The organism is Streptomyces netropsis (assembly GCF_014203545.1).
Lineage (GTDB): Bacteria > Actinomycetota > Actinomycetes > Streptomycetales > Streptomycetaceae > Streptomyces > Streptomyces netropsis.
In genome coordinates, this window is sequence record NZ_JACHJG010000004.1 from 222,162 (window position 1) to 235,984 (window position 13,823).

Genomic DNA, 13,823 nt, shown 5'->3' on the forward strand with positions numbered 1-13,823 from the left:
GCCGGAAGGCCGCGCCCCTTCGGGAACGCTCACGCGGTCGGCCCTCCGGCCGTCCGCGTAAATGTTCTCTGATCGTTACTGCCAGCTGGCGTGCAGCGGCTTGCCCTCCGCGTAACCCGCGGCGCTCTGCACACCGACGACGGCGCGCTCGGCGAACTCCTCCAGGGAGCCCGCGCCCGCGTAGGTGCAGGAGGAACGGACACCCGCGATGATCGAGTCGATCAGGTCCTCGACGCCCGGGCGGGCCGGGTCGAGGAACATGCGGGAGGTGGAGATGCCCTCCTCGAACAGGCTCTTGCGCGCCCGGTCGTAGGCCGACTCCTCGCTGGTGCGGTTGCGCACGGCACGGGCCGAGGCCATGCCGAAGCTCTCCTTGTACAGCCGCCCCTCGGCGGTCTGCTGGAGGTCGCCCGGGGACTCGTACGTACCGGCGAACCAGGAGCCCACCATCACGTTGGACGCGCCGGCGGCGAGCGCCATGGCGACGTCACGCGGGTGACGGACGCCACCGTCGGCCCAGACGTGCTTGCCGAACTTCTTGGCCTCGGCGGCGCACTCCAGGACGGCGGAGAACTGCGGGCGGCCGACACCGGTCATCATGCGGGTGGTGCACATGGCGCCGGGGCCCACACCGACCTTGATGATGTCCGCGCCGGCCTCGATGAGGTCGCGCACGCCCTCGGCGGCGACGATGTTGCCCGCCACGATCGGGACCTGCGGGTCGAGCGCGCGGACCGCCTTGATCGCGCTGATCATCGACTCCTGGTGACCGTGCGCGGTGTCCACGACGATCGTGTCCGCACCGGCCTCCAGCAGCTGCTTGGCCTTGCCGGCCACATCGCCGTTGATGCCGACGGCCGCGGCGATGCGCAGCTTGCCGTCCGCGTCGGTGGCGGGGGTGTACAGCGTCGCACGCAGGGCGCCCTTGCGGGTCAGGATGCCGACGAGCCGGCCGTCCTTGTCGACCGCGGGGGCCAGCTTGCGGTGGGCCGCGTCGAGCTGGTTGAACGCCTCGCGCGGGTCGATGTCGGCGTCGAGGAGCAGCAGCTCCGTCGACATGACCTCGGTCAGCTGGGTGAAGCGGTCCACACCGGTCAGGTCCGACTCGGTGACGACGCCGACCGGACGCTGCTCGCCGTCGACGACGACGCCCGCGCCGTGCGCCCGCTTGTGCAGCAGCGACAGCGCGTCGGCGACGGTCTGGGTGGGGGCGAGGACGATGGGGGTGTCGAGCACCAGGTGCCGGCTCTTGACCCAGGAGATGACGTCGGTGACGACCTCGATCGGAATGTCCTGGGGGATGACGACGAGGCCACCGCGGCGGGCGACCGTCTCGGCCATCCGCCGGCCTGCGATCGCGGTCATGTTGGCGACCACGAGCGGGATGGTGGTGCCGGTCCCGTCCGGCGCCGACAGGTCGACGCCCTGCCGGGAACCGACCGCGGAGCGGCTCGGCACCATGAACACATCGTCGTACGTCAGGTCGTACGGCGGCTTCTGGTCATTGAGGAAACGCACGTGCTGAACATCCAAGTCGTTCGGAGGTGACCCTCGACAAGCTCATGCCGAGGAAAGAGCACGTACTTCATTGTCCCATGTAGACCTGAATGCGATGCCCGGGACGAACGTCCAGGCTCTGCGGGACGGCGTGGTCCGATTCTCCAAAACGCCGGGTCCGGGCGGGCGGGGGGTGGCTCCCGGCCGGGCCCCCGCCCCGCGCGCTACGCGCCGTCCGGGTCCGCCCGGTCCAGGGCCGGGCGGGGGCCCGGGCCGGTCTCCAGCAGCAGATAGTCCGCGGCGGCGGTGTCCGTGACCAGGCTGGTGACCAGCCCGGAGCGCAGCACCGCGCCGATCGCCGCCGCCTTGCGGAGCCCGCCGGCGATCGCGACGACCTCCGGTATGCGGCGCAGCCGGTCGGCCTCGACCGTGATGCAGCGCTCGCCCAGGTCGCGGCCGATGCGGCGGCCCTCGGCGTCGAAGAGGTGCGCGGACATCTCCGCGGCCGCCCCGAGCGAGGCGTACTGCGCGCGCTCCTCCTCGCTGAGCATGTCGTAGACGGTCGAGATGCCCGGCGCCCAGGAGCCGATGGAGACGGCGGCGACGGTGACCTTGTCGAAGTAGTCGAAGGCACGGGCGATGCCCGTCTGGCCGCGCAGCGCCGCGGCGGTGGCCGAGTCGGGCAGCAGCATCGGGGCGTAGATCGGGTGCGCCTCGCCGCCGGACACCTGCGCCGCCCGGCGCACGGCCTCCACCGAGCCGCGCTCGGCGGTGCCCGCGTCGTAGACACCGGTGAGCTGGACGACCGTGCACGGCGGCAGCCGGTGCAGGGCCGCGGCCATGTGGATGGTCGAGCGGCCCCAGGCGAGGCCGAGCACATCGCCCTCGTTCACCAGTTCGCCGAGCAGGTCAGCGGCCACCTCGCCGAGATTCTCCGGGTCGGGCGCGTCATCGGCCGCGTCGGCCGGGGACTCGACGACGACCGCGTGCCGCAGGCCGTAGCGGGCGCGCAGGGCGTCGGAACGCTCCGCGTCCAGCTCGGCGGGCACCCGGATCTCGATCCGCACGAGATCGCGCTCGAGAGCCGTCTCCAGCACCCGGGCCACCTTGAAGCGGCTCACGCCGAACTCCTCGGCGATCTGGATCTTCGACTTGCCCTCGAGGTAGAAACGGCGGGCCATGGCCGCCGCCTGCACCAGCTCGGCGGGCCCCATCGGCGTGGCTGAACGGCCCGTCGACACCGCGGTCTCCTCACTACGTTGAAGCTGTGGACTTATCACCGTCATCCTGTCAGAAACGGCGGTCCTTGATCAGGCCTTGACCTTCGCCCTCAGCATTTCGGGCGAGCACGGCCTCGGCTCAGTGCTTGCAGGCCCAGGCCGCCGCGGCGGTGGCGTCCTCCGCCTGCGCGCGCAGCGCGCGCACGGCCGCGGCCGGGTCGTCCTTGCCGTACACGGCGGATCCGGCGACGAAGACATCGGCACCGGCCTCCGCGCACCGCTCGATGGTGTCGGCCGAGACCCCGCCGTCGACCTGGAGCCACAGCTCCAGGCCGTGCCGCGCGATCAGCTCACGGGTCCGGCGGATCTTCGGAAGCATGATGTCGAGGAACGCCTGTCCGCCGAAGCCGGGCTCCACGGTCATGATCAGCAGCATGTCCAGCTCGGGCAGCAGATCCTCGTACGGCTCGATCGGCGTCGCCGGCTTGAGCGCCATCGACGCCCGCGCCCCCTTGGCCCGGATCTCCCGCGCCAGCCGCACCGGCGCGGCGGCGGCCTCGGCGTGGAAGGTGACGGACCCCGCCCCGGCCTCGACGTACTGCGGGGCCCAGCGGTCCGGGTCCGCGATCATCAGATGGCAGTCCAGCGGCGTCCCGGTGGCCCGGCTCAGCGACTCGACGATCGGCACGCCGAGCGTCAGGTTGGGCACGAAGTGGTTGTCCATCACGTCGACATGGAGCCAGTCGGCGCCCTTCACGGCCTCCGCCTCGTCGGCGAGGCGGGCGAAGTCAGCGGACAGGATGCTGGGGTTGATCTGCACGGCCATGCCCCAAGCCTGCCATGCCTTTGCCGCAGTCTTGACGCCGGAGTCAGCAATCGGCTCCGCCGGCCGGGTGGAAGGGAAGGTTCCGGACGCCGCCGCCGTCGGCGGGCGCCCTGCGGGCGCGTCCTCAAGTGCCGGACGGGCTGTTGCAGCCCGTCCGGCACTTGAGGACACAGCACAGCAGCCCGCCCGGCGCTTGAGGACACCGCCGCGCAGCGGAGGTGCGCACACCACGGCACCCGCAGGGGCCGGCACGGGCCGTCAGGCCGTCCGGCGCAGCAGGGCCAGGTACATCGCGTCCGTGCCGTGCATGTGCGGCCACAGCTGGACGTCGGGGCCGTCGCCCAGTGCGGGGACGCCGGGCATCAGCGGCCGGGCGTCGATCCACTCGGCGCTCGCCGCGGGGCCGCCCCGGCCCTTGAGGACGTCCTCGACGACCGCGCGGGTCTCGGCGGGGTGCGGGGAGCAGGTCGCGTAGCCGACGACGCCGCCGACCCGGACGGCTGCCAGCGCCTCGCGCAGCAGCCCGCGCTGGAGGGGCGCGAAGCCGTCCAGGTCCTCGGGGCGACGGCGCCAGCGGGCCTCGGGGCGACGGCGCAATGCGCCGAGGCCGGTGCAGGGCACGTCGACGAGGACCCGGTCGAAGGATCCCGGGCGCCACGGCGGACGGGTGCCGTCCGCCGCGATGACCTGGTACGGGCCGGGGTTGCCGGCCAGGGCCCGCTCGACGAGCCGGGCGCGGTGCGGCTGCTTCTCGGAGGCCAGCAGGCTCGCGCCGCGCTGCGCGGCGAGCGCGCCGAGCATCGCGGCCTTGCCGCCGGGGCCCGCGCAGCCGTCCAGCCAGCGGGCGTCGGGGCCGTCCACCGGGGCATGGGCGAGGGCGAGGGCGACCAGCTGGCTGCCCTCGTCCTGGACGCCCGCGCGGCCCTCGCCGACGGCCTGCAGCGCACCGGGCTCGCCGCCCTCGGCGAGCCGCACGGCATACGGCGACCAGCGGCCGGGCAGAGCCGAGTCCTCGCCCACCGCGGCCATCAGCTCCTCGACCGTCGAGCGCCCGGGGCGGGCGACGAGGGTGACCTCGGGCCGTTCGTTGTCGGCCTCCAGCAGGTCCTCGATGCCGGCCCGGCCGCCACCGAGGGCGTCCCAGAGGGCTGAGACGATCCAGCGCGGGTGCGAGTGGACGACGGCGAGGTGCGCCTCGGGGTCGTCCTCGTACGGCGGAGCGACTCGTTCCAGCCAACCGTCGAGGTCATGGGCGGTGATCTTCCGGAGCACCGCGTTGACGAACTTGGCCCGCCCGTCGCCGAGGACGACCCGCGCCAGCTCGACGCTGGCCGACACCGCGGCGTGGGCGGGGATGCGCGTACCGAGCAGCTGGTGCGCGCCGAGGCTCAGCACGTCCAGCACCGGCGGGTCCACCTCGCGCAGCGGCCGGTCGACGCAGGACGCGATGATCGCGTCGTACGTGCCCTGGCGGCGGAGCGTGCCGTAGACCAGCTCCGTGGCGAGCGCGGCGTCACGCGCGTCGAAGCCGCCGCCCTCGCGGGCCTTGCGGAGCAGGGGCGGCAGCACGAGGTTCGCGTACGCGTCCCGCTCGTCCACGGCCCGCAGGGCCTCGAAGGCCAGGATCCGCACCGGGTCCTTCTGGGGACGGCGGTAGGGCTTCGCAGGGCGGCTGGGCTGGCGACGCGGCGCGCGATCGTTCACGAAAGGTGCTCCGGAGCTGGGGTGGTGAAGGGGTCCAGCGTACGCGCTGCGATTACGCGCCGCCGAGCCGCTCGCCTGCGGCGATACGAACGCCGCGGGCCCAGTCGGCGGCCTTCATCGGCTTCTTCCCCTGCGGCTGGACCCACAGGAGCTCCACGGCGTGCGAGCCGGTGCCGACGTGCAGGGAGTTCTTCGCGGCGGCGATCTCCCCGGGCGTCAGGTCGGTGCGGTCGGGGGCCGGGGCCACGGACATGACCTTCAGCCGCTCGCCGCGGAAGAGCGTCCAGGCGCCGGGCGCGGGGGCGCAGCCGCGCACCACGCGGTCGACGCGCAGAGCCGGCGCGGACCAGTCCAGCTGGGCGTCCTCGACATTGATCTTCGGGGCGAGGGAGATCCCCTCGGCGGGCTGCGGAACGGCCTCGAGGGTGCCGTCCTCGATGCCGTCCATGGTCGCCAGGAGCAGCCCGGACCCGGCGAACGCGAGCCGCGTGAGCAGGTCGCCGCTGGTGTCGGTGGGCCGGACCTGCTCGGTCAGCACGCCGAAGACGGGCCCGGAGTCGAGGCCCTCCTCGATCAGGAAGGTGGAGGCCCCGGTGACCTCGTCGCCCGCGAGGATCGCGTGCTGCACGGGGGCCGCGCCGCGCCACGCGGGCAGCAGCGAGAAGTGCAGGTTGACCCAGCCGTGGGCGGGGATCTCCAGGGCGGCCTTGGGCAGCAGCGCGCCGTAGGCGACGACCGGGCAGCAGTCGGGGGCGATCTCGCGGAGCCGGGCGAGGAAGTCCTCATCGCGCGGCTTGGCGGGCTTGAGCACCTCGATCCCCGCCTCCTCCGCGCGCTGGGCGACGGGGCTCGCGACGAGCCGGCGACCGCGCCCTGCGGGGGCGTCGGGCCGGGTGACCACGGCGACGACCTCGTGCCGGTCCGAGGCGAGCAGGGCGTCGAGGGCGGGTACGGCGACCTCGGGGGTACCGGCGAAGACGAGCCTCATGGGTGGCGAACTACCTCTCAAGCGCCGAGCGGAACGGCGCCCCAGTCTAGTGCGGTGATCACGGGCGGACCACGGGCGGACCCGGGCGGGAGGCTGCCTCGGGCCCGCTCCCCCGTCCGCCGGGACGGAGGGCCCGGAATCGAGGGGCGTAAGGGGCCGCCGCGCGCCCCATTTCATCGGACGTGCGCCCCCATACCGTGACCCGGCGGGCTGTGGCGCGTTGTGGTCAAGAGAGATTGACCGAAAACGGGCCGCTGCCGCGGCCCGCTCCCGTTCTCGGTCCGCTCGCACCTTTTCCGTTTGTTCCGCTTTCTCCGTCCTTTTCACCGCCGGTCCGAGAGGCTTGTTCATGGCCGACCACGCAACCCACGACGCCCAGGCACGGGCCAGCCTGCACCTCCTGGTGCGGGACATCGAGCGGGTCCGCCGACAGGTGGACGCGCTGCGTACCCTCACCGCCCAGCTGGGCAATGTCTACCGCCCCCGCCGCACGGGCCCCTCCGCGGGCTTCGTCGTCTACGGGCGCGCCCCCGCCCCGACCGTACGGCTGGCGCAGGAGCTGCGCGACAGCGTCGAGACGCTGGTGACGGCGGCGGTGGACTTCGACCGTTCGCTGGGCTTCTCATGGGACGCGGTGGGTTCGGCGCTCGGCGTCACCAAGCAGGCCGTGCACCGCCGCTACGGCGCGCGCCGCAGCAACGGCCAGGTCTCCGCCGAGGGCACCGAGTCGGTGCGCACCGCCGAGCCACAGTCCGTGCCGATCGTCCCCGCCGCCCGCTCCATGCCGGGCCAGCCGCCCGTGCCGCACCGCGACGAGCCCCGCCCCCCGGCCTTCCCCGGCCCGCGCAACGGCTGACGGGCGGACGCGACGGCCGGCACCGGCGCGGCGGCCGTGGGCGGCACGCTCCCTGTGCGGCCGACGTCATGGGCTGCGACACGGCTCGGGGCAACCATGGAGTTGCCCCGTCCGGGAGACCACCGGCCGACACCTCGTGGACGCAGGCCGTCGACGCGGGTCGTCAAGGAGACCCGGGGCCGGCCGCGGCCGACACCGGGATGCCGGCGCCCGCACCGGAGGCGCCACGGCGGCTATCCGTCGGTCAGCCGATGTCCGGCGGATCGATGCGCAGCCGGACCGGCTCCCCGTCACGGCGCGTCAGCCGGGCGGCCTGCGCCGTCTTGAGGGCGGCGGCCAGCGCGGCCCCCTGTCCGGGGCGCACCCGCAGCAGGGCCCGCTCCCAGCTCTCCCCCGGCGGGGGGTCGCCCGCGCGGCGCGGCCGCCCGGGCGCCGTCACCGGCAGCGGCACCGGACCGAGCACCTCGGTGCCATCCGGCAGCTGTGCCGCGGCGATCAGCTCGGCGACGGCCGCCGGGGGACCGGCGACCGCCGCCATCCGGGACACGGGCGGGAAGCCCAGCTCGGCGCGGTCGGCCAGCTCGCGCACCGCGTGCCCGGCCGGGTCCCAGCGGACCAGTGCCTGCACGGGCCGCAGCGTCGGCTCGGCGACGACGACCACGGTGCCGCCCGCGTCCTGGCCCCGGACCAGGGCCGCCGCGCCGAGCCAGCGGCGTAGCGCCTCCTCACCCGCCCGCAGATCGGGGCGGCCGAGGAGGGCCCAGCCGTCCAGCAGCAGGGCGGCCGCGTAGCCGCCCTCGGCGACGGGCTCGGCGCCGGGCGTGGAGACGACGATGGCGGGCCGGTCCGGGACCGAGTCCAGCACGTGGTCACGCCCGGAGGTCCGCACGGGCACGGTGGGAAAGGCGCGGCCCAGCTCCTCGGCGGTGCGCCGGGCCCCCACGATCTGCGCGCGCAACCGGAAGCCGCCGCACTCGCCGCAGTGCCAGTCCCGGGCCTCCTGTCCGCACCAGGTGCAGTGCAGCGCGCCGTCGTCCCCGCGCGCCTCCAGCGGGCCCGCGCAGTGCGCGCACCGGGCGGGCTCCCGGCACCGCTCGCAGGCCAGCCGCGGTACGTAACCGCGGCGCGGCACCTGGACGAGCACCGGGCCGTGCTTGAGGCCCTCCCGGGCGGCCTGCCAGGCGAGCGTGGGCAGCCGGGCGGCGCGGGCCGCCTCGTCCCGCGCCTGGTCGGCGTCGCCGACCGTACGGATCAGGGGGGCGGTGGCCCGCACCCGGTCGCGCGGGGCGGTCAGCGGCAGCGCCCAGCCGGTGTCCACGAGCTGCGCCGCCTCGACCGTGCAGCCGAACCCGCCGAGCAGGAACGCGGCCTTCTCGTGCGCCGCCCGCAGCTGGAGCACCTCACGCGCGTGCGGCTGCGGGGCGTGCTGCTCGCTGTGGCTGGAGTCGCCGTCGTCCCAGATGGCCGCGAGCCCGAGGTCGCGCACGGGGGCGAACATCGCGGCCCGGGTGCCGACCACGGCCCGTACCGCACCGCGGCTGACCGCCAGCCAGCGGCGGTAGCGCTCCTCGGGGCCGGTGTCGGCGGTCAGCAGCACATGCCGGCCGGCGCCGAGCAGCTCGGTGAGCGTGGCGTCGACCCGGGCCGCGGCCCGGCCGTCCGGCACGACGATCAGCGCGCCGCGCCGCGAGGCGAGGGCCGCGGCGGCGGCCCGCGCCAGCTCCTCGGGCCAGTGCGGCCCGGGCAGCGCGGTCCACACCGCGCGGGGGGCGTCGCCCCGCGCGACGGCGTCGAGAAAGGCGGGCCCGGTCGGATAGCGGGACCAGGATCCGGGCTCGGGCCGGGCGGGCGGCGGCACCGGCTCGGGCGACGCCTCGGCCTCGATACGGGCGTGCCGGGGCGGCACGGCCAGCTGGAGCACATCGGCGAGGGAGCCCGCGTACCGGTCCGCGACGGAGCGGCAGAGCTGCAACAGGGCGGGGCCGAGCACCGGCTCCGGGGACAACACCTGGGCGATGGCGGCCAGCGGGCCCTGGTAGTCGGACTCGGCCACCCGGTCGACGATGTATCCGTCGAGCAGCCCGCCGCCCTCCCGGCGTCCGCCGCGCACGTTGCGGGCGCCCGCGCCGAACCGCACCCGCACCCGCGTCCCCGGCCGGGCGTCGGCGTCGAGCTCGGCGGGCACGGCGTAGTCCCACAGGCGGTCGAGGTGGACCGGGCCCTTGTCGACCAGCACGCGCGCGACAGGCAGCTCCTTGGCCAGCTCGGCCCCCCGCCAGGTGCGCGGCTTGGCCCGCGGCACCTTGGCCTTGCGCACGGTCTCGCGAATGAACGCGAGCTGCTCCGCCTGCTCCCCCGCGGGCTCCCCGGGTCGCCCGTTCTCGCTGCTCACAGCCTCAGTCTTAGCAGACGCCACTGACAGTGGGCGGTGCGCTGCCGGGGTGCCCGAGATCAGAGGTCGGTGACGGTGTGCTTGTGCCTTGGACCGCTCGGCCACATCGGCTCTCATGAGCCGATGACAGGATTTGAACCTGCGAGGGGCTCATTCGCCCCAGAAGGATCCGTCGCCTGCGCACCGGGCACCCCGGAGCTGCCGCTCACCCTACGGGCCCGGCCCGTGATCGGCAGCACGACGGCCCCGGACCAAGCGGTCCGGGGCCGTCGTGTCATACAGGCTGTGGAGGCTTACAGGCCGGCAGCCTTCTTCAGCGCGTCCACGCGGTCCGTGCGCTCCCACGTGAAGTCCGGCAGCTCACGGCCGAAGTGGCCGTACGCGGCGGTCTGCGCGTAGATGGGACGGAGCAGGTCCAGGTCGCGGATGATCGCGGCCGGACGCAGGTCGAAGACCTCGGCGATCGCGGTCTCGATCTTCTCGACCTCGACCGTGGCGGTCCCGAAGGTCTCGACGAACAGACCCACCGGCTCGGCCTTGCCGATCGCGTACGCGACCTGCACCTCGCAGCGCGTGGCGAGACCGGCGGCGACCACGTTCTTCGCGACCCAGCGCATCGCGTACGCGGCCGAGCGGTCGACCTTGGACGGGTCCTTGCCCGAGAAGGCACCGCCGCCGTGGCGGGCCATGCCGCCGTAGGTGTCGATGATGATCTTGCGGCCGGTCAGGCCGGCGTCGCCCATCGGGCCGCCGATCTCGAAGCGGCCGGTCGGGTTGACCAGGAGGCGGTAGCCCTCGGTGTCGAGCTTGATGCCGTCCTCGATCAGCTCCTTGAGGACGTGCTCGACGACGAACTCGCGGATGTCGGGAGCGAGCAGCGAGTCCAGGTCGATGTCGGACGCGTGCTGCGAGGAGACGACCACGGTGTCCAGGCGCACGGCCTTGTTGCCGTCGTACTCGATGGTGACCTGGGTCTTGCCGTCGGGGCGCAGGTAGGGGATGGTCCCGTTCTTGCGGACCTCCGACAGACGACGGGAGAGCCGGTGCGCCAGGTGGATCGGCAGCGGCATCAGCTCGGGGGTCTCGTCGCAGGCGTAGCCGAACATCAGGCCCTGGTCGCCGGCGCCCTGCTTGTCGAGCTCGTCCTCGTCGCCCTCGACCCGCTGCTCGTACGCGGTGTCGACACCCTGCGCGATGTCCGGGGACTGCGCGCCGATGGAGACCGAGACGCCACAGGAGGCGCCGTCGAAGCCCTTCTTGGACGAGTCGTAACCGATCTCGAGGATCTTGTTGCGCACCAGAGAGGCGATCGGCGCGTAGGCCTTGGTCGTCACCTCGCCGGCCACGTGCACGAGGCCGGTGGTGATCAAGGTCTCGACGGCGACCCGGGACGTCGGGTCCTCCTTGAGGAGCGCGTCGAGGATGGTGTCACTGATCTGGTCAGCGATCTTGTCGGGGTGACCCTCGGTCACGGACTCCGAGGTGAACAGGCGGCGGGACACATCGCTCCCTGGGGTTGCAGCGGCTGCTGGCTGATCATTTATGGACCCGGCCGAGAGCTGCGCTCGACGCGGATCCAGAGGCCAGTTTATCCGGCGTTCTCGTGGTTGGGGCATCCTGTCTCGCATCAAGCCCTGCGTGACCTGCGACACCCGCCCCCGCGGCCTCAGAAAAGCCGCGGTGCCACGAGGTCCCAGACGATGTCGGCGAGGCTCTCCTTCGGACCGTGCGGAACGGCGGTCTCACTGCCGTCCGCGCCGAGCACAACGGCCTCGTTCTCCTCGGAACCGAACGTCTTGCGCTCCCCCACCTCATTGACAACCAGCAGGTCACAGCCCTTTCGAGCGAGCTTGGCACGACCGTTCGCCAGCACCTCGTCGGTCTCGGCCGCGAAGCCGACGACGACCTGTCCGGGGCGCGCCCGGTCCGCCGAGATCTCTGCGAGGATGTCGGGGTTGCGGACGAGCGCGACCGGCTCGGGTTCCCGGCCGTCGCGCTTTTTGATTTTGCCCTCGGCGTACTGCGCGGGCCGGAAATCGGCCACCGCGGCCGCCATCACCACGGCGTCCGCGTCCGCCGCGGCCGCCAGGACCGCCTCGCGCATCTGCACCGCCGTACCGACCCGGACCACGTCCGCGCCGGCCGGATCGGGCAGCTCGCTGTTGGCGGCGACGAGCGTCACCCTGGCCCCCCGGGCGACGGCCGTACGGGCCAGGGCGTACCCCTGCTTGCCCGAGGAGCGGTTGCCGAGGAAGCGGACCGGGTCGAGCGGCTCGCGGGTGCCGCCCGCGCTGATCACCACGTGGCGGCCGGCCAGGTCCGCCGTGGGCTGCCCGGCGCCGCGCGCCAGCACCCGGCGGCAGACCTCGAAGATCTCGCCCGGATCCGGCAGCCGGCCCTTGCCGGTGTCGACGCCCGTGAGACGGCCCACGGCGGGCTCGATGACGATCGCACCCCGGCGGCGCAGGGTGGCGACGTTCTCCTGGGTGGCCTGGTTCTCCCACATCTCGGTGTGCATCGCCGGGGCGAAGACGACCGGGCAGCGCGCGGTGAGCAGGGTGTTGGTCAGCAGGTCGTCGGCGAGGCCGTGGGCGGCCTTGGCGAGCATGTCGGCGGTGGCGGGCGCCACGACGACGAGCTCGGCCTCCTGCCCGATCCGCACGTGCGGCACCTCGTGGACGCTCTCCCACACCTCGGTGCCCGCCGGGTTTCCGGACAGGGCGGACCAGGTCGCCTCCCCCACGAAGTGCAGCGCCGACGCGGTCGGCACGACCCGTACGTCGTGGCCCGACTCGGTGAGGCGGCGCAGCAGCTCGCAGGCCTTGTAGGCGGCGATCCCGCCACTGACCCCCAGGACCACCTTGGGCTTGTCCATCGCTTCGCTTCTCCCCGCGCAGTCGTGCGTACGTACGGTCGTATGCGTCCTATGACACACCACAGGCCCGGCAGCTGCGCTGCCGGGCCTGTGGTGGTGAAAACCGAATGCTTACTGAGCCGGGGCCTCGATGGCCTCGGAGGTCAGCAGGCCCGCGTTGATCTCGCGGAGCGCGATGGAGAGCGGCTTCTCGTGGACGTGGGTGTCCACCAGCGGGCCGACGTACTCCAGCAGGCCCTCGCCGAGCTGCGAGTAGTACGCGTTGATCTGGCGCGCACGCTTGGCGGCGTAGATCACCAGGCTGTACTTCGAGTCGGTCGCCTCGAGCAGCTCATCAATCGGCGGGTTGATGATGCCCTCGGGCGCGGTGATGGAAGAGGACACTCTCTGCCTTCCGAAGGGGGGTGGAGAAGGAGGTAAAGCTTCAAGCTGCGGGTCGGCACATTTCTCTGAGCCAACCCCAGCTCAACGCAGCAAGGCTAGCAGCTCACGCGCGACGTCCTCGACGGAGGTATTGACAAGCGTCACGTCGAACTCGGTCTCGGCCGCCAGCTCGATCTTGGCAGCGGCCAGCCGGCGCTCGATGACCTCGGGCGACTCGGTGCCGCGGCCGGTGAGCCGGCGGACCAGCTCGTCCCAGCTCGGCGGGGCGAGAAAGACCAGCTGGGCGTCCGGCATGGACGTGCGGACCTGCCGCGCGCCCTGGAGGTCGATCTCCAGCAGGACGGGCTCGCCCGCCTCCAGGCGGTCGAGCACCGCCTGCCGGGGCGTGCCGTAGCGGTTGCCCGCGAACTCGGCCCACTCCAGCAGCTCGCCGTTGGCGATGAGCTTGTCGAACTCCTCGTCGTCGACGAAGAAGTAGTGGACACCGTCCCGCTCACCGGGCCGCGGCTTGCGGGTGGTGGCGGAGACCGAGAGCCACACCTCGGGGTGGGCCTTGCGCATATGGGCGACGACCGTGCTCTTACCGACCCCGGAGGGGCCGGAGAGCACGGTCAGCCGCGGTTGTCTGGCCGGGGGTACGGGGGACGTCCCCCGGGAGACTGCAGTACTCATGCAGCGATTATCCCGGTTCCCGGGAGTGCCTGGGAACGTCAGGCGGCTTTGCCGCCGAACTCACGCTCAAGAGAGGCGATCTGATTCGTGCCGAGCCCGCGCACGCGGCGGCTCTCGGAAATGCCGAGCCGCTCCATGATCTGCTTCGCGCGAACCTTGCCCACACCGGGAAGGCTCTCCAGGAGAGCGCTGACCTTCATCTTGCCGATGACGTCGTTCTCCTGGCCCTGCTTGATCACGTCATGCAGCGAGGCGCCGGAGTGCTTGAGTCGATTCTTGACCTCGGCGCGCTCCCGGCGAGCCGCGGCGGCCTTCTCGAGCGCGGCTGCGCGCTGTTCAGGGGTAAGGGGCGGAAGAGCCACGCCTACGTCACCTCGGATGTCGAACTGTCGGATAAGGACCGGTGAGG

At 73.2% G+C, this 13,823-nt stretch carries 12 protein-coding genes; 1 reads left to right on the plus strand and 11 read right to left on the minus strand.

Annotation, left to right across the window (positions count from 1 at the left end):
• Window positions 1-75 precede the first annotated feature (75 nt).
• The 5 genes from FHS38_RS12105 to fmt all read right to left on the minus strand — a co-directional run bounded on the left by FHS38_RS12105 (window position 76) and on the right by fmt (window position 6,235).
• The gene (locus tag FHS38_RS12105; protein WP_268246179.1) at window positions 76-1,518 is read right to left on the minus strand and encodes a GuaB1 family IMP dehydrogenase-related protein; all 1,443 of its coding nucleotides are present in this window, start codon (window positions 1,516-1,518) and stop codon (window positions 76-78) included.
• 203 nt (window positions 1,519-1,721) lie between these two features.
• The gene (locus tag FHS38_RS12110) at window positions 1,722-2,711 is read right to left on the minus strand and encodes a sugar-binding transcriptional regulator (protein ID WP_184733767.1); all 990 of its coding nucleotides are present in this window, start codon (window positions 2,709-2,711) and stop codon (window positions 1,722-1,724) included.
• A gap of 145 nt (window positions 2,712-2,856) precedes the next feature.
• A complete protein-coding gene (gene rpe / locus FHS38_RS12115) occupies window positions 2,857-3,543 on the minus strand; it encodes a ribulose-phosphate 3-epimerase (protein WP_184733538.1) in 687 nt (228 codons plus the stop codon).
• A 258-nt stretch (window positions 3,544-3,801) separates the two neighbouring features.
• Entirely contained in the window at window positions 3,802-5,247 is a 1,446-nt protein-coding gene (locus tag FHS38_RS12120; RefSeq protein ID WP_184733539.1) for an RsmB/NOP family class I SAM-dependent RNA methyltransferase, read from the minus strand.
• A gap of 52 nt (window positions 5,248-5,299) precedes the next feature.
• The gene (gene fmt, locus FHS38_RS12125) at window positions 5,300-6,235 is read right to left on the minus strand and encodes a methionyl-tRNA formyltransferase (protein WP_184733540.1); all 936 of its coding nucleotides are present in this window, start codon (window positions 6,233-6,235) and stop codon (window positions 5,300-5,302) included.
• A 349-nt stretch (window positions 6,236-6,584) separates the two neighbouring features.
• Between fmt and FHS38_RS12130 the strand changes: the two genes are divergently transcribed.
• A complete protein-coding gene (locus FHS38_RS12130; protein WP_184733541.1) occupies window positions 6,585-7,091 on the plus strand; it encodes a hypothetical protein in 507 nt (168 codons plus the stop codon).
• Window positions 7,092-7,335: 244 nt separating this feature from the next.
• On the opposite strand, the gene FHS38_RS12135 is transcribed toward FHS38_RS12130, so the two are convergent.
• From FHS38_RS12135 to FHS38_RS12160, 6 genes are all read right to left on the minus strand, one after another.
• Window positions 7,336-9,483, minus strand: coding sequence for a primosomal protein N' (locus FHS38_RS12135; RefSeq protein ID WP_184733542.1), 2,148 nt, complete (start codon window positions 9,481-9,483; stop codon window positions 7,336-7,338).
• Between the two features lie 293 nt (window positions 9,484-9,776).
• Complete coding sequence (gene metK / locus FHS38_RS12140) at window positions 9,777-10,985, minus strand: methionine adenosyltransferase (protein ID WP_130876850.1); 1,209 nt, start codon at window positions 10,983-10,985, stop codon at window positions 9,777-9,779.
• Window positions 10,986-11,149: 164 nt separating this feature from the next.
• Window positions 11,150-12,358 (minus strand): bifunctional phosphopantothenoylcysteine decarboxylase/phosphopantothenate--cysteine ligase CoaBC, encoded by a 1,209-nt coding sequence (gene coaBC, locus FHS38_RS12145; protein WP_184733543.1) that lies wholly within the window; start codon window positions 12,356-12,358, stop codon window positions 11,150-11,152.
• Between the two features lie 111 nt (window positions 12,359-12,469).
• A complete protein-coding gene (gene rpoZ, locus FHS38_RS12150) occupies window positions 12,470-12,742 on the minus strand; it encodes a DNA-directed RNA polymerase subunit omega (protein ID WP_004948662.1) in 273 nt (90 codons plus the stop codon).
• Window positions 12,743-12,823: 81 nt separating this feature from the next.
• The gene (gmk, locus tag FHS38_RS12155; protein WP_184733544.1) at window positions 12,824-13,414 is read right to left on the minus strand and encodes a guanylate kinase; all 591 of its coding nucleotides are present in this window, start codon (window positions 13,412-13,414) and stop codon (window positions 12,824-12,826) included.
• A gap of 38 nt (window positions 13,415-13,452) precedes the next feature.
• A complete protein-coding gene (locus tag FHS38_RS12160; RefSeq protein WP_130876853.1) occupies window positions 13,453-13,776 on the minus strand; it encodes an integration host factor in 324 nt (107 codons plus the stop codon).
• Window positions 13,777-13,823: the final 47 nt, after the last annotated feature.

What these genes read in the sequence shown, in the direction of transcription:
- gmk (WP_184733544.1), bottom strand. Translation starts at nt 13,414, where the DNA reads ATGAGTACTGCAGTCTCCCGGGGGACGTCCCCCGTACCCCCGGCCAGA.
- rpe (WP_184733538.1), bottom strand. Translation starts at nt 3,543, where the DNA reads ATGGCCGTGCAGATCAACCCCAGCATCCTGTCCGCTGACTTCGCCCGC.
- coaBC (WP_184733543.1), bottom strand. Translation starts at nt 12,358, where the DNA reads ATGGACAAGCCCAAGGTGGTCCTGGGGGTCAGTGGCGGGATCGCCGCC.
- fmt (WP_184733540.1), bottom strand. Translation starts at nt 6,235, where the DNA reads ATGAGGCTCGTCTTCGCCGGTACCCCCGAGGTCGCCGTACCCGCCCTC.
- FHS38_RS12110 (WP_184733767.1), bottom strand. Translation starts at nt 2,711, where the DNA reads ATGGGGCCCGCCGAGCTGGTGCAGGCGGCGGCCATGGCCCGCCGTTTC.
- FHS38_RS12130 (WP_184733541.1), top strand. Translation starts at nt 6,585, where the DNA reads ATGGCCGACCACGCAACCCACGACGCCCAGGCACGGGCCAGCCTGCAC.